The 15,893-nt window shown below is 35.3% G+C and carries 13 protein-coding genes and 1 riboswitch; of the genes, 6 read left to right on the top strand and 7 right to left on the bottom strand.

Features of this window, described 5'->3' with window-relative positions:
* The first annotated feature begins 93 nt into the window (after positions 1–93).
* The 3 genes from G4D61_RS16785 (at position 94) to G4D61_RS16775 (ending at position 2,310) form a co-directional block, all read left to right on the top strand.
* A complete protein-coding gene (locus tag G4D61_RS16785; RefSeq protein ID WP_025726906.1) occupies positions 94–963 on the top strand; it encodes an NAD(P)-dependent oxidoreductase in 870 nt (289 codons plus the stop codon).
* A gap of 61 nt (positions 964–1,024) precedes the next feature.
* Positions 1,025–1,552 carry a G/U mismatch-specific DNA glycosylase gene (gene mug, locus G4D61_RS16780; protein WP_163174503.1) on the top strand — a complete coding sequence of 176 codons (528 nt, stop codon included), beginning with the start codon at positions 1,025–1,027 and terminating at the stop codon, positions 1,550–1,552.
* Positions 1,553–1,554: 2 nt separating this feature from the next.
* A complete protein-coding gene (locus G4D61_RS16775; protein ID WP_025726904.1) occupies positions 1,555–2,310 on the top strand; it encodes an exodeoxyribonuclease III in 756 nt (251 codons plus the stop codon).
* 142 nt (positions 2,311–2,452) lie between these two features.
* On the opposite strand, the gene ade is transcribed toward G4D61_RS16775, so the two are convergent.
* Positions 2,453–4,171, bottom strand: a complete 1,719-nt coding sequence (gene ade / locus G4D61_RS16770) for an adenine deaminase (RefSeq protein WP_163174493.1) — start codon at positions 4,169–4,171, stop codon at positions 2,453–2,455.
* A 208-nt stretch (positions 4,172–4,379) separates the two neighbouring features.
* Positions 4,380–4,481: riboswitch (purine riboswitch) on the bottom strand.
* A gap of 162 nt (positions 4,482–4,643) precedes the next feature.
* Between ade and G4D61_RS16765 the strand changes: the two genes are divergently transcribed.
* Positions 4,644–5,072: a cell wall hydrolase gene (locus G4D61_RS16765; protein ID WP_025726902.1), complete on the top strand. Its 429-nt coding sequence runs from the start codon at positions 4,644–4,646 to the stop codon at positions 5,070–5,072.
* 157 nt (positions 5,073–5,229) lie between these two features.
* Here G4D61_RS16765 and G4D61_RS16760 read toward each other — a convergent pair whose 3' ends face one another.
* Positions 5,230–6,426, bottom strand: coding sequence for an MFS transporter (locus G4D61_RS16760; protein WP_025726901.1), 1,197 nt, complete (start codon positions 6,424–6,426; stop codon positions 5,230–5,232).
* A 1,268-nt stretch (positions 6,427–7,694) separates the two neighbouring features.
* Complete coding sequence (locus G4D61_RS16755; protein ID WP_163174491.1) at positions 7,695–9,155, bottom strand: aldehyde dehydrogenase family protein; 1,461 nt, start codon at positions 9,153–9,155, stop codon at positions 7,695–7,697.
* A 270-nt stretch (positions 9,156–9,425) separates the two neighbouring features.
* Here G4D61_RS16755 and G4D61_RS16750 point away from each other — a divergent pair, with 270 nt between their 5' ends.
* Positions 9,426–9,830: a VOC family protein gene (locus G4D61_RS16750; protein WP_035356327.1), complete on the top strand. Its 405-nt coding sequence runs from the start codon at positions 9,426–9,428 to the stop codon at positions 9,828–9,830.
* A 948-nt stretch (positions 9,831–10,778) separates the two neighbouring features.
* Positions 10,779–11,897, top strand: coding sequence for a tyrosine-type recombinase/integrase (locus G4D61_RS16745; protein ID WP_025726846.1), 1,119 nt, complete (start codon positions 10,779–10,781; stop codon positions 11,895–11,897).
* A 65-nt stretch (positions 11,898–11,962) separates the two neighbouring features.
* On the opposite strand, the gene G4D61_RS16740 is transcribed toward G4D61_RS16745, so the two are convergent.
* The 4 genes from G4D61_RS16740 to G4D61_RS16725 form a co-directional block, all read right to left on the bottom strand.
* Positions 11,963–12,802 (bottom strand): deoxyribonuclease IV, encoded by an 840-nt coding sequence (locus tag G4D61_RS16740; protein ID WP_025726845.1) that lies wholly within the window; start codon positions 12,800–12,802, stop codon positions 11,963–11,965.
* Between the two features lie 41 nt (positions 12,803–12,843).
* Positions 12,844–13,653, bottom strand: coding sequence for a bifunctional DNA-formamidopyrimidine glycosylase/DNA-(apurinic or apyrimidinic site) lyase (gene mutM / locus G4D61_RS16735; protein WP_163174489.1), 810 nt, complete (start codon positions 13,651–13,653; stop codon positions 12,844–12,846).
* Between the two features lie 232 nt (positions 13,654–13,885).
* A complete protein-coding gene (locus tag G4D61_RS16730; RefSeq protein WP_025726843.1) occupies positions 13,886–14,281 on the bottom strand; it encodes a hypothetical protein in 396 nt (131 codons plus the stop codon).
* A gap of 233 nt (positions 14,282–14,514) precedes the next feature.
* Entirely contained in the window at positions 14,515–15,165 is a 651-nt protein-coding gene (locus G4D61_RS16725; RefSeq protein ID WP_163174487.1) for an MBL fold metallo-hydrolase, read from the bottom strand.
* Positions 15,166–15,893 lie beyond the last annotated feature (728 nt).

Genomic DNA, 15,893 nt, shown 5'->3' with positions numbered 1-15,893 from the left:
GCTGTTTTCTTGCTCGTTTTTATTTCTTTCATTACAATGGAAGGGGAACATATCGGCATCTATTCATTATTTACATAATTGGAGGTCATATTTATGAAAATTGGCTGGATTGGTTTAGGGTTAATGGGAAATCCAATGGCAACAAATCTAATAAACGCAGGTTATTCCCTTTATGTTTATAACCGGACAAGCTCTAAAGCAGAATCACTTGTACAAAAAGGAGCCGTTCTTTGTCAATCACCGAAGGAAGTTGCCCAACATAGTGATATTGTGATTACGATGCTTTCAAATGTTTCAGCTGTTGAAGAAGTGCTTGCTGGGGAAGAAGGAATATTAAAGGGAATTTCCAATGACAGCATTGTCATAGATATGAGTACAGTCAGTCCAAAAGATTCTGTTCATTTTGCACAATTAGTCAATCGTCAGCAAGCACATTTTATTGATGCACCTGTTTCAGGATCTGTACAACCTGCAAAAGAAGGTACATTACTCATCTTAGCTGGTGGGGATGCTTCCGACATTGAAACGTGCAAGCCTATTTTTGATGTACTTGGCAAACAAACGATCCACTTTGGCGAAAATGGAAAAGGCAGTGCCGCAAAATTATCAATTAATTTATTATTAGGAATCACGATACAAGGTGCCTCTGAAACTTTCGTCCTGGCCGAAAAATTAGGCTTGCAAAAAGCGGATGTTGCTGAAATGATATCAAATGCCGCTGTAAATACGCCAATCTTCCAAATGAAAAAATCTTCTTTCTTAAATGAAGATTTTCCGGCAGCATTTATGCTAGAATTAATGTCGAAAGATTTAGGCCTTGTTAAAAGCGAAATGGAATCAGCCCAAATTGATTTACCTCTTGCTACTGCAGCCAATAAGACATATGCTTCTGCAAAAGAAAGCGGAAAAGGAAAAAGTGATGTTGCTGCAGTGTATCTTGAAATAAAAGAGCGAAATTTTTAGTATAGGCAGGGCACCTTGACGTTCGAGGTGCCTTTATTTTTATAAATGAGGTTATATAATGATGAATATGCTGCCAGATCACTTAACATACGATTTAAAGGTTTTATTTGTCGGCTTTAATCCAAGCTTAAAATCAGCAGAAACAGGGCATCATTATGCCAATCCAAATAATCGTTTCTGGAAGATTTTATTCCGTGCAGGATTAACACCAAGGTTATATTCAGCAAATGAAGATGATCAACTCCTTCAATTAGGATTTGGACTTACGAATATTGTCGTACGGCCTACAAAAGCGGCTGATGAAATTACAAAAGAAGAATATCAACAAGGTCGTGAAATATTAAAGCGAAAAATTCGTCAATATCGTCCACAAATTGTTTGTTATGTTGGAAAAGGCGTTTATCAGCAATTTAGTAATAAAAGAAACATCATATGGGGAAGACAGCCAGATGCAGTTGTAGACGGTTCTATTGATTTTGTTGCGCCATCATCAAGCGGGCTTGTAAGAATGAAAATGGCAGAAGTAGTTGAGATTTATCAGCAATTAACATTACTGCTTCCTCATAGCAAAGATAAGGGAGAAGAATGACAATGAAATTAGTTTCATGGAATGTAAACGGACTAAGAGCATGCGTCCGTAAAGGCTTTTTAGATTTTTTTAATGAAATAAGTGCCGACATCTTTTGTGTACAAGAGACAAAGCTTCAAGAAGGCCAAATTGAACTGGCGCTAGACGGTTATAATCAGTATTGGAATTACGCCCTTAAAAAGGGATATTCCGGAACAGCGGTGTTTACAAAGAAAAGACCATTGTCTGTTCGTTACGGTGTTGGTCAACACGAAACAGAGGATGAAGGACGGATTTTAACACTAGAATATGAACATTTTTATCTCGTAAACATGTATACTCCTAATTCACAAAGAGATTTAGCCCGTTTAGATTTTCGTTTAAAATGGGAAGATGAGATTAGTGCGTATTTGCAGGAGCTTGATCAAATCAAACCGGTCATTTTATGCGGGGACTTGAATGTTGCCCATCAGGAAATCGATTTAAGAAATCCTAAATCCAATCTTAAAAATTCTGGATTTACGCCAGAAGAACGCGGTAAAATGTCCGCTTTATTACAATCAGGATTCACAGATACATTTCGCTATTTCTATCCAGACAAAGAAGGGGCATATACATGGTGGTCTTATATGAATAAAGTAAGGGAAAGGAATATCGGCTGGCGTATTGACTATTTTATCGTATCCAATCGTTTACAAAAAAATCTCGTGCAAGCTGCCATTCACTCAGATGTTATGGGGAGTGATCATTGTCCGGTATCTTTAGACATTAATCTATAATAGTTTGTTTGCATTTAATAGATAAAAAGAATTGGGATAACGAGCTACAACAATTGATCATTTTGTGATAGACCGTATCCCATTTTTCTTTTTCATATTTCCCTTTTTCTAAAAACAACTAGAATGCGAAAATAGCTTACTTTTAAATACGAATATGTTTAAATGTTGCTACATCAAACAGCCCCATATCGGTAATCTTCAATTCAGGAATAACAGGCAGACTTAAAAAAGATAGGGTGAGAAATAAGTTAAAATGATCATATTTACTCACTTGTTGTAATGCTTCATGAAGGATATTCAGTTCGTGTGCCACTTCTTGATAATCTTTATTAGACATTAACCCGCCGATTGCCAATTGGAGAGATGCTAAAACGACGCCATGACGAACAACTACGAGCCCGCCCCCCAGTTGTTTAATCGTTTGAATTGCTACAAGCATATCTTCATCATTTGTTCCTGCCACAATTAAATTATGCGAATCATGGGCGACAGTCGTTGCAATCGCACCATCGATTAGTCCTAATCCTTTCACAATTCCAAGGCCAATATTACCAGTCCCATTATGACGTTCGAGTACAGCTACTTTCAGTAAATCTTCAGTAACTGATGAAATAAAATATTGCCCATCGTTTGGAACCTCAATTACTTGTTTGATCGTTTCAATCTGGTTTGGAATAATTTCAATGACATGTACTTTTTTCTCAGGAGGGATAGCAATGGCTAAATCTTCTGCAGAAATGTCTCGAATACGGACTGAATGTGGAAGGGGTGTTCTATCCTTTATTACTCTTGTTTTCTCTAAATACACGCCTTGCTCTGCAACTAACCTACCTGCCGTATATACTTGTTGAATTTGAAATGATTGAAGGTCATCAATGATTAAAAAGTCCGCATCGTAGCCAGGAGCAATTGCTCCTTTTTGCGATAATCCAAAACAGTTTGCCGTATTAATGGTAGCAAGCTGAATAGCAAGAAGCGGATCGAGGCCATGTTGAATCGCTAGCCGAATATTAAAATCAATGCTTCCTTCCGCAATTAAATCATCTAAATGTTTATCATCTGTACAAAATAAGCAGCGGTGACTATTTTTTTCGTTTACTATATGGATGAGCTCCGGTAAATTTTTGGCGACTGAACCTTGACGAATCATTAAATACATACCGCGGGATAAACGCTCCTTCGCCTCAGCAATCGTAATACATTCATGATCAGTTTTAATACCTGCTGCCGCGTACACATTTACACCATGTGTATCAAGCCCTGCTCCATGTCCATCAATATTAAACCGGGAGGCAGTGACAAGCTTATCAATAATATGGTCATCAAGATTTTTGACACCAGGGTAATCCATCACTTCAGCTAAACCTAGCACTCTAGAATGTTGGTAAAAAGGTGCAAGCTGTTGATCATGTAAGACTGCTCCTGCATTTTCAAAAGGCGTGGCAGGCACGCTGGATGGCAGCATAATATACACGTTTAAATCCAAATCTTCTGAGTCGGCAATCATAAAAGAAATACCATCTTCGCCAGCTACATTCGCTATCTCGTGCGGATCTGTAATGATCGTTGTTACACCATGCGGTAAAAGGACTTTTGCAAACTCTTCCGGTGTAATCATAGATGATTCAATATGAACGTGAGCATCGATCAGTCCCGGGACAATGATACGTTGCTGTACATCCACTTCTTGTTTTCCTTCATATGTACCAATACCAGCAATGACGCCATCGACAATGGCTATATCACCTGACATCAATTCAAGATTAAATATATCAAGAATGTTGCCGTTTTTAATCACTAAGTCAGCTAGTATTTCTTTATTTGCTACTTGTATTCTTCGTTTTAAACTTTCTTTATTCATTTTTAAAATCCCTCCCAAATCATACATATATTTCATCGTAAAAATATGCTGCTTTTCGTTCACATTGTTCCTTAAGGCGCGAAGTACCGAGGAGATGTGCGTCGCCCGTTAAAAGTGAGAGCATCATGACGCCAAATCCAATTACATCCTTATCGAAAAGAGCCTAAATAAAAAAACTCTAGGATATCTAGAGTTTGACTGGGAAAGTGTAAAAGTAGCGTACACTCGTAGTCAAACCATTTACGGTAGTTTGGTAGAAACGTTTGGACCATATTTCCAAATATATACGAGAAATGATATGTATTTAGTTTTTTATTTTACGAGTTTCTTATAAAGAAATCAATCTTTAATAAAAAAAGATTCGCATATTGAACAATCTTACAAACGTATAATGGAATTAATCCGATGATAAGCATATGATAATCATTGTACTTTCAATGAAATCTGCAAAAAAATCAATGGAGGTGACATCATGGCAGTTGTGAAAGCAACAAGTTCTGATATTGATCTTTTAGCAAGATTGTTAAGAGCGGAGGCAGAAGGTGAAGGACAGTATGGAATGCTGCTTGTAGGAAATGTTGGAATCAATCGCATTAGGGCCAACTGCTCAGATTTTATCGGCTTACGAACGATACCGCAAATGGTATACCAACCACACGCATTCGAAGCAGTAATACATGGGTATTTTTATCAGCGAGCAAGAGAACAAGAAAGGCGGTTAGCACGGCGCGCAATTAACGGGGAAAGATACTGGCCAGCTAAATATAGTTTGTGGTATTTTCGACCTCAAGGTGATTGTCCATCAACTTGGTATAATCAACCATTAGTAGCCCGTTATAAATTGCATTGTTTTTATGAGCCGACAGCAGAAACTTGCCAAAATGTTTATACAACTTTTTAAAAATGTTCTATATACGTTAAAGCCGTTGATAGCATGAAATGGATAATAGGTGGGATCGGCAAGACTTAGTAAGCATATTTACTGGAACTACAACAACGACAAAATTGCCTATCGTAAAGAAAAAGCGGTCCAGTTGAAAGGATCGCTTTTATATATATTAAGCTGTTTTTCCTAATGTTTTCTCATTTGGCAAGAGCCAAGAAATAATGGCGCCAATGAGTGGGAGGACCGAAAGAATGGTAAATACTGTCGCAACACCGAAAACATCTGATATACCGCCCATAAAAACAGAGCCGATACCGCCCGCACCAACACCAAATCCAATGGATAATCCCGATGCCAATGCAATATTTTTTGGTAATAATTTTTGCATATAAACAACGCTAACAGAAAAAGATGATAGAACACTAAACCCAAAGAAGAGCAGGTCTAAGACAGCCAGAACACCATGAAGATGTGGAAGAATCAAGGCAAATGGTGTTGCTAAAAACATTGAAACGACTAATAATCTTTTCATACCTAAACGATCTGATATCATACCGCCAAATAAAGTACCTAAAGCCCCAGCACCAACAAAGATAAAATTTAATGTTTCTGATGCTTGGATGCTTAAATGGGACATATAGAAAGGAAGGAAGATAACAACCCCGATTTGACACCAAGAACGTAAGATAATAACTAAAATTAACATGATAACTCCGGGGATATTATTTTCTCCTTCAATTGTTTTCTTTTTCGTGCCAGCTTGCACTTTTCCATTCAGCCAGCGAAGCAAAGGAACAGTAAGAATAAGTGATAAAAACGCGATTGGTATTAGCCAAATAAGTCCATGTATACCTGTATGTATTAAAAAAAGTGGAATCATTAAAGGTCCAAATGCTTGTCCAGCATTGCCGCCTACTTGAAAAATTGCTTGTGCCAATCCCTTCTTAGATCCAGATGCAAAATGTGTTCCTCTTGATGCTTCAGGATGAAAGACACCAGAACCAAAGCCAGATATTGCAATAAACAGTAAGAGCCATCCAAGAGATGGCGCGATTCCAGTTAATGCTAAACCAGAAATCGAGAGAAATACACCTAGTGAGAATAGCCAGACACGTGGTCTGCGATCTGTCAACATCCCAAAAATTGGCTGAATAACAGATGAAGTAATATAAGAAACGAGTACAATTAATGTTGATTGTGTGTAATTAAGATGCAATGCATGCTTATACATAACCACTAATGCAGGTACCATACCTGTAGTAACAAGGTCATTTAAAAAATGCGCTCCACTAAAAGTATAGAGAGCACGACGATAAAATGAAGTATCAGCATGAACTTGAGCTGATTTTGATACAGAATCACTTTCCATACATTTTCCTGCTTTCTAAACATTTATTTCATTTCACGAAGTAATGATATGCATATTTTAACACAAAAAATAAAAAAAATGAAAAAATGAAGTGCTTAAATATAAGAACGATAAAAAAATAATGTGAATATAGCAGCATCTAAAGTGTGAGATAAAACAAATACAATGACCATTTTTTATTATTTTGCAATAAATTAAAATAAAAAGAATAATACACTAATCGCACTATGTGCTAATAACACAATATTAAAATATAGAACGAGCAGCTAAGTGAACGAACGTTCTTATTTTGGATCGTTGAAAGGACTGTTATGCTTAAAAATAAGAACTTTGGAAAATGACGATCAGGATAGAAGTGATGGGATCATATTATGTAAACTAAGTGATGTTGTTTAAATTCAGGAGCAATACAATGTAAAAAGCAACATACATTTTGTAAAAAACATTGCTAAAGGTGATTTTTATTATGGGAACATTTATCAAAGCAATTAAAACATTGTACGTATAAATTTAATGAAAAAGATTAAAGAAAAACTAAATAAAAAATACATAATGAAACAAAAAAGCATTTTTTCTTTTCTGTCTCATTGTTTAAAGTATTCTTTTGATATGAGACATAAATATGCATTTTGCCATAACTTCCTATAATATATATTATGTAAACTAGAAAAAAAGAAGATATTATGCTAGCCCTCTTCAAGTATATACCATTGAATGAACATTTGTTTTTCTCAAACTATCTTGTTAATGGCGCCTTTTCATAATCCGTGAGCTTCTTTCATTCTCAATTTTGCCACCTGCTATATTGTTTATTAGTTGAAATTTATTACTTAATTCATTCATTGAGCATGACAATCATGTTAACTCGAAACTTTAAGCTATCAGTGTAATTAACAGATAAAATTATATAGATCAAAATTGCCACATATTGCGGGATCAAATATTGTTTTCATAACAGCTTCACTAAAATGATGCGAACGTTTATTTTCATATGTATTTAATAGTCGACTAGTTAACATAATATAATTATCTTCTTTTATAGTTCTCTCAATTGTTAATCCTATAAAATCCATCAACGAATAGAACATCAGTACTTATGATTTTTCTTTAAATAACTTTTGCTACAAGCTCAGGTTTACTGTCGTTGTCTGCTGCTAAGTGATCAAATTCCGAACATTCAATACTTTTTTCTTGTGGCTAATATGAACAAATTCAAATAGATTTCTATTTCAAAACAAAAAAATAAACAAGGCAAAGTTTTGTCTTGTTTAAAAAGGATATGTCCGGTATCCAGTTTGTACCGAAATCCATTTCGTTACCGTAAATTCATCTACTATCCAATCGTTTCCGAAACGTCCCATCCCACTCGCTTTTGTTCCGCCAAAAGGTACTGAAGGACTGTCATTAACAGTTTGATCGTTAATATGTGTCATCCCACTATCTATTTGTAGCCCTAACTCTCTTCCTCTTTCAATATCTGTTGTAAAGATTGCTGAACTTAGACCATATTCAGTATCATTAGCAAGTTCTATCGCATGTTCGTCAGACTCTGCTTTTATAATTGTAGAAATTGGTGCAAATAATTCTGTTTGGGCGAGCTTGCTTCGATTATCAACATCGACAAAAACAAACGGGGTAATTACATTACCGATGCGCTTTCCTTCTAAAGCTAATGTAATTCCATCTGCTTTTGCTTCTTCGATAAATTGCATCGCTTTATCAGCCTGACGTTCATTAATTAATGGTCCGATAATTGTTTTTTGATCTTTCGGATCTCCATAAGGAACCTTTTTCACTCTTTCTATATATTTCTGAACGAATTCATCATACTTATCTTTATGAATGATGAAACGATTGATAATCATGCAAATTTGCCCTTGATGAATAAATTTCCCGAATATGGCTGCATCTACTGCACGGTCAACATCAGCATCTGCTAATACTATAAAAGGATTATTCCCGCCAAGTTCAAGTGCAACACGTTTCAGTAATTTCCCAGCAATTTCTCCTATATGTTTTCCTACAGCGGTTGAACCAGTAAAGCTAATTAATCCAGAATGGGGACTTGTCAGCATTTCATCACCGATTTCCTGGACATCGGCTTGAATTACTTGAAGCACGCCTTTTGGAAGACCAGCTACTTCAAAAGCCCTTGCCAATATAGAACCACCCGTCAGCCCTACTTGCACATCCGGTTTATGTACGACGGTGTTTCCTAATGCTAAAGCAGGTGCAATCGTTCTCATAGATAAATTCATTGGAAAATTGAATGGTGATATCGATGTAATAACACCTAATGGCAAACGATAAACGTAATTTTTCTTTCCTTCCATCGACGTGTGAACTTCCCTTTTTTCATATACTTTTTTGACAAGATCAAAGGAAGCTTCCAAGTATTGAATGGTAAGATCAAGTTCAACATTCGCCTTAATAAAGCTGCCGCCTGTCTCACGAGAAATGATATCTACAATAGCTTCTCGATTCTCTTTTAAAAATTCATTTGCTTTTTTTAATATTTCAAGTCTCTCTTCTGGCTTTGTTTTCCCCCATGCCTTTTGTGCTTCCTTTGAAGTTTCAAATGCCTGATGGAGTTGATCAACACTCGCTAGACTAAAAGTAGTTATGAGAGACTGATCATATGGATTTTTATTTTCGAAAGTTTGCCCAGTCTTTCCTTCTGTCCATTTCCCATCTATAAAACTTTTGTTGAATTCTTCAAACCTTTCCAAAGTAACACCCCTTATTATCGTAATTCATTCATTAGCGTGCACTAGAATAATGTAGTTATTCAAACTTATGCCTGAATTCACTAACAATTTATTCTTTTTCTCATCTTATCAAAAAATACATAAAAAAGCTTTTAATAACTTGCACAAATACATACAGTTTCGGCCGATATTGAATAAGTACAAATATTCAGTTATGCTATGAATAATATCCCAGACTTGGTATATGATGTATTCGATAACAATTTTTATGATGAAAGGATTTGTAAAAATATGATTAAACCGTATTTAATGTTTAAAAGAGAATGCGCAGAAGCCTTTAAAATGTATCAAGAAGCTTTTGACGGGGAAATGATTGCTATGCAAAAATATGGTGATATGCCTCCTAATCTTGAATTTCCTGTAGCTGAAGATGATAAAAACCTTGTATTACACGCACAGTTGAAATTAACAGAATCAGGATCTATTTTAGGATCTGATGGGAAGCGCGATTATCAAGACTCTGGAAAAGTATCTATTAGTGTTGAGCTCGACTCTGAAGACCGTGCGAAAAAAGCATGGAATATACTTAAAGATGGCGGCACAATACATATGGATCTTCAACCGACATTTTTTGCAAAGCTCCATGGATCTGTAAAGGATAAATACGGTGTTACTTGGATGTTTACAGTGAATTAATCCAATTTAACGTTTGCCCCTTATAAATTTGATCATCCATAGCAATGATTCATTAGAAGAGCTGATTTGACGGAAGGTGCGAGATTCCTAAAGCGAAAATCAGTTCCTTTTTTTGCAAAAGAGACAACAACGTTTACGAAAACAGCGGTAAGAAAAAAGGTAAGCTCAGGAAGCTTACCTTTTTTCTCTACAATGCTTAAAGAGATTGTTTCGAATATTCCTCTGCTTATGCTAAAGCCGCCATTCCTAATAAATAGTCTAACTTATAGCTAGTATCTTTAATAAAGAATACAATTTTAATCGCCAAAGAGACGAATGTTGAGAGCAAGCTCATAAGAATATTCAAATAAACCCCTCCACATTGAAGAATTGTGTTGTTTATAACACAATGGATATTATTTCACTCCTCCTAAAATCTATACTATCTTTATTTCAAGATATTATTTCATGTGATTTCTGTACGAATAGTTGTCATGGAGTGCTAAAACTCATAATCATTATTACCAATTCGATAGTAGCGAGAATCGCTTCAACATGCGATTCTTTACAGAAAAAACTAGATTGTCAATTGTATAGTACATTTTTTATATTATTTCATAATGTTTTAAGGTGAGAATTTATTATTTAAATATATTTATTTATTAATAAAATGATAAAAATTACGGGTCAACACTAAAATATTATTATATTGGTATAATCATTCAGGCTCTTTTTTATTAATCTTCTTCACTGCTAGATTCAATTATTTTCAAGTGAGTGAGTATTCATATGAAAAAATAAAATTCATTTCGTCTGAACGCTATTCTCCGACATGATTAAATTTGCTTTTTTGTATTATATCATTCTATATAGAACGAATATTCTATGATAGACTATAAGTAAAGATAATTAGGTATTATCTTTACTAACCATAATGAAATTATCGTAAACATATTTAGGAGATACAGCATGAATAATTTGATGATTCTTAATCAGTTGACAAGTGAACAATATTTAACACAGCTACAACAAAAATTGGAAAATCGACAATTGCTTGATGAATATCGAAACCTCTCGCTCGCAGATAGTTCCGAACAAGAATTTTTGGAACTGTTTTTCCTTGAAAAAATCTTTACTATAAATAAACAGTTATCCTCTCATACGATTAAAGCGTATCGTTCCGATGCGAAAACATTACTTATCTTTTTAATGGATCATGCTCTTTCATTTCGAAACATCGGTTTCCCTGAAGTAAAGGCCTACAATAAATATATTACGGAAAAATACGCCCCTAAATCTGCTATTAGGAAATTGGAGTTTTTCCGTAGATTGTTAGATTTTGGATATGAAACGCAATTTTACAAAGTACATCTATCTACATGGATATCTAAACCAGCAGCAAAAAAAGGACATTATATATTCGAAACTACACGAGCGGAAGAAACACAGACACGTTTTCAAGTCCGAGAATTAAAACAAAGGGATGCAGAATATGTAATCTCCTTCTTTCCAAAAATTGTAAAGGCAAACAGAAACCGTGATCAATTAGAAAAACGAAATCTATTGATTGGCTATCTTTTATATACGACCGGCCTTCGCGCCAGTGAGCTTTTAAGTTTAAATTGGGGGAGTTTTCGTTATAACCGTCAAGGAATTTTATATGTGGATGTGATTGGTAAAGGAAGAAAGCCGCGAACAATACCAATAAGAGATGAGACTCAAGAACTGTTGTTTGCCTACCGAAAAAGCCTTGGTGAGACAATTGAAATCAACCCAGAAGACACGAGTCCTCTCTTCTTTGCTCTATATAATAAGAAGGAACCTTCTATACATAAAAAACGGCTGACATATCCTAGTCTTTATAAAATTGTTAAGGAGGCTGTCCATTTAGCAGGTAAACATTCAAAAGTGTCGCCGCACTGGTTTCGTCATACATTTGTCACCACATTACTTGAAAACGATGTCCCACTTGCAGTTGTTAAGGACTGGGCCGGACATTCGGATATTTCGACTACGAATATTTATTTAGAACGTATCAATCAAGATAATTCCCATGTTCATCTTCATAAAGTGCATTTATTTAAATAAGCAATAAGAAGTCTTTGGATTGTAATTATAAACAAAGACTTCTTTATATAATTCAGTAAAAAAATTTATGACGACCCCCATCTAGTCATTAACTGTTTTATCTCTTCTTCATGTGAATTGCTATCTGTATGTGGAGTTTCTAATATAAACGGAAGATGTTTCAATTCAGGCGCGCTCATAAGCACAGAAAATTGTTCTTCTTTAATGAAACCATCGTGGAAAATCGGGGCATGTCGATCGATTCCAGATCCTGTTGGGTATTTGCAATTATTTAAATGAATAACCTCAAGATGTTCCCAGTAGCCTAATTCCGTACCTTTTGTCTGTAGTTCCTGCCAATTTTCTCCGTTCCAAAGTCCACTTGCAAATGCATGACAAGTATCAAAGCAAAATCCAATTTTCTCTGGATCATTACATAGATTTCGAACTTGAACAAGTTCTTCCAACGTTGTTCCAATCGAACCCGGTTTCCCTGCATTATTTTCTAATAAGATTTTACATTGCCCATTCCATCTCTTCAGAACGGAATTGAGCATTTCGATCATAAGTTGATAACTAGCTAATGGATTTGTCTCACTAATTTGGTTTCCAAAGTGAACTACAGCCCCGACCGATCCACATGCATCTGTAATGACTAAATCATTGAGAAGTGATTCTATAATTTGTTCTTTCTTTTTTTTGACGGGAGTAAGGTTTGTCGGGTACGGTGTATGTGAGATAGAAATTAATTGATGTTCAAAACAAAAGCGTTTACAGCTTTCTACGTCATCTACATTATATTGCTTAATTGATAAGCTCCGTGGGTTTTTTGGAAAGTATTGAAAGGCAGAAGCATTGATAGATAATGCGTGTCTCGCAGCACCTAAGTAACCGTCTTTAATACTAATATGGCATCCGAACTTCATAACATCCCCTCTTTTTCATTCGTTCTAAAGATTCATATAGCTTATGTTTGACAGCCTGGACAATAAAAGGTATTTCGCGAGGCGATACGTTCTAGAACGATTTTCGCCCCGCATCTCTCGCAAGTTGCTCCTTCTCGGTCATGTACTCTAAACTCTTTTTCGTAACTGCCTGTTGCTACATCTTGTTTGTAAAAAGGATGTTTTAGATAGCCCCCTGATTCTATTGCCGTTTTTAGTTGTGTTTGAATAGCCTTATATAACATTTCCGCCTCTTTGTTGTTTATAGCCTTTATACTTCTCATTGGAAGCAGTTTTGCTTGATAACAAATTTCATCAGAATAACGATTGCCAATCCCGGATATAAAGTTTTGATCAATTAATGCTGATTTTAATTTCCCTCCTTTATTTGCTAATGCTTCTAAAAAGTCATTTAATGTAAAGTTAAATGATAAAGGTTCAGGACCAAGATTGGACAACACTTGATTTGCTTCTTCTATCGTCAATAAATGGAGATACCCTAAGCGCAGACCGATAAAATAAAGATGATTGTCACGAAAATTTAATTGAACTTGAATCGTCCGTTTTGGTTTATCATCATTTGTTCCCCAATACATCCAGCCGCCAAGCATTAAATGAAGCAATAATATAAAACCATTGTCGAGGTAAAACAATAAATATTTCGCCCTTCTATCAATACGTATAATCTGCTGCTGCTTTACGTAATGAATAAATTCCTCAGGTGGTTTATTGACAGATTTGGGGCGGTTGATCTGAACATCTGTAATAACTGCTCCTTTAATTCTGTCTATAAGCATATTTTTATAATGTTCCATTTCTGGAAGTTCTGGCATATCGGTAGACTCCTTTTATATTTCTTCTCTCTTTATGATGACCAAATCCATTTGAATCATAATTAGGCTTCAAAATTATATGATAAAACGACTGATGAACAAGTTAAGAAGCAAGCAATAGAACTGATTGGACTCGAAGAAAATAGAACATATGTTACATAAAAAGCCTAATATCTTACTTAATATAGTGAGAAATTAGGCTTTTAACTTACTATTCAATTCATAACGATCGTTACGGCGTTACTTCTTTGCCTTCCTCGATGATGTGAAACAAAAGATGTGCTAAATGATGGATTGGGCCATATTCCTCTTCCTCGTTCTCTTCTTCATTCATATTCATGCTGCCACTTAAATAAAGTGCAACTAACTCATAATAGTCTTTTAATTCAAAAGAGATACAATCACTTGGCTCTTCATTGTCCTCTTCATATCGAAGAACAAGATAAGAAATGTCTCCATCATTATCTTCAGCATCAAAGAATACGAAAAAACCAATATTTGTATCTAGTTCAAATAAAAGTCTTGTTCCGCCAGCTGTTGATTGTTCAAACTCTGCTTGACTCAACTTCTGAACTTGCATCGTATCTACATTATCTTCATGATGAAAACTTACAGTAAAGGATTTCATAAACGGTCTCCTCTCTTTTTGTCCCTTTAAAGTGTTTCCATTTTCCCATTAATTATGTAACAAATTCAATACATATCATATTCGGAAGGCATATCTTTTTGGGACCTAGCCGATCATCCCGTCTTTTTTGATTAAAAAATAGCTTGAACAGCTATTATCGATAACGGATACTATTTCCCTCTTGTTCACACTTAATTGTACGCATGACAGATGTTATTGTTCATGGTTCTTTTTTACAGATACTTCATGGTGATAACACCAGAATATTGTTGCAAACTTTCTGAATTAACGTCTAACATTGCCACTTCGGTTATTCGTTGCCCAGTCGCTTGAATGAATTTATCAACCTTATCAAAAAGAATCTTTCCGAGAATTCCTAATGCCTTTGTGCTATAATGCATCGGAATTGTCACTATCGCTTCCAATTGATGCATTATTTGAGTAGCTTCTACTGCGTTGATTGTCGTTCTTCCTCCGACTGGTACCATTAGAACATCCACTTTACCAATGTCTTTGACCTGTTCCTCAGTCAATATATGGCCTAAATCCCCACAATGACAGACCTTCAAACCGTCCACATCAAATCGAAAGATAATGTTATCTCCCCTCTTTTTGCCGTTTGCTTTGTCGTGATACGTTTTAATTCCTTTCACCGAAACGTCCTCATGGTTATATTCTTTTGGTTCATTGGCCAGCAAATAGTTGCCTGATGCCACATGAATTTTATTGTGATCTCCATGATTATGTGTTACTGCGACCATATCAACTTCAATCGGCTTCGGCATTTTGTATCGAAGTAATCGATCATATGGGTCAATAAGAATTCGTGTACCGGCGTCCGATGTTAGTAAAAAAGCAGATTGTCCAAACCATTTAATTTTCATAATAAAACTACCTTTCTATTGAATTATCTGCATGTGTCCTTTTAAGCATTTTTCTTTTATTTATAGTTAATCTACCAGTCGATCAATTTTTTCACATATACAATTTAATTTAACAACAGTCCCTATTTTCCGCGGACAGCCTTATAATTAGTATGTAATCATCACCGTTCAATCACGGAACTCCTAATTTACAATTTAGCACTAGCTTATTCACTCGTCACCTTTAGTTTACGATCAGAAATGGTCATGATGAGCAATGATGATTTTTGATTTTGATTCAAAATAAACGGAGAATTCTCCTGTTTATAATAGATGGATAACCCTCCGTTTGTCAATATTTAGCCATTGAATTGATGGCGTACTGCCGAAAATCGTTAATGTTTATTTGATGTTGCTCTTAAGCTTTTGAATAAAATTTGAAGGGCGAGATATTCAATCGCTACTTCTTATGTAAAGGTGGATGTTTATCGAAGAACTGACATACATACAAAAACACGTAAAATAAATTTTTGACCTAAATATTCTAAACCTTTAGGTTAGAGAATGGCTTCCCGAAAAGCCATAAATAGGACTAAAAAATTAAAACCGTTGATTCTTTATGGCTTTGAAAGAAAAAGAACCCACGTTAAAGTGATATGCTCCCCTTTAGGTAGACAGATTAAAAAATAAAAATCTGGCTGCTTATGGGGGAGTATTTGTTATGTCCAAAAGATCTTACTCTGCAGAAG

The sequence above is a fragment of the Heyndrickxia ginsengihumi genome (assembly GCF_011008565.1).
Taxonomy (GTDB): domain Bacteria; phylum Bacillota; class Bacilli; order Bacillales; family Bacillaceae_C; genus Weizmannia; species Weizmannia ginsengihumi.
Note: the sequence above shows the minus strand (reverse complement) of the source record. Positions and strands in the feature narration are given on the sequence as shown.

Coding starts and splice junctions, on each gene's coding strand:
- G4D61_RS16785 (WP_025726906.1), top strand. CDS start 94: ATGAAAATTGGCTGGATTGGTTTAGGGTTAATGGGAAATCCAATGGCA.
- mug (WP_163174503.1), top strand. CDS start 1,025: ATGAATATGCTGCCAGATCACTTAACATACGATTTAAAGGTTTTATTT.
- G4D61_RS16775 (WP_025726904.1), top strand. CDS start 1,555: ATGAAATTAGTTTCATGGAATGTAAACGGACTAAGAGCATGCGTCCGT.
- ade (WP_163174493.1), bottom strand. CDS start 4,171: ATGAATAAAGAAAGTTTAAAACGAAGAATACAAGTAGCAAATAAAGAA.
- G4D61_RS16765 (WP_025726902.1), top strand. CDS start 4,644: ATGGCAGTTGTGAAAGCAACAAGTTCTGATATTGATCTTTTAGCAAGA.
- G4D61_RS16760 (WP_025726901.1), bottom strand. CDS start 6,426: ATGGAAAGTGATTCTGTATCAAAATCAGCTCAAGTTCATGCTGATACT.
- G4D61_RS16750 (WP_035356327.1), top strand. CDS start 9,426: ATGATTAAACCGTATTTAATGTTTAAAAGAGAATGCGCAGAAGCCTTT.
- G4D61_RS16745 (WP_025726846.1), top strand. CDS start 10,779: ATGAATAATTTGATGATTCTTAATCAGTTGACAAGTGAACAATATTTA.
- G4D61_RS16740 (WP_025726845.1), bottom strand. CDS start 12,802: ATGAAGTTCGGATGCCATATTAGTATTAAAGACGGTTACTTAGGTGCT.
- mutM (WP_163174489.1), bottom strand. CDS start 13,653: ATGCCAGAACTTCCAGAAATGGAACATTATAAAAATATGCTTATAGAC.
- G4D61_RS16730 (WP_025726843.1), bottom strand. CDS start 14,281: ATGAAATCCTTTACTGTAAGTTTTCATCATGAAGATAATGTAGATACG.
- G4D61_RS16725 (WP_163174487.1), bottom strand. CDS start 15,165: ATGAAAATTAAATGGTTTGGACAATCTGCTTTTTTACTAACATCGGAC.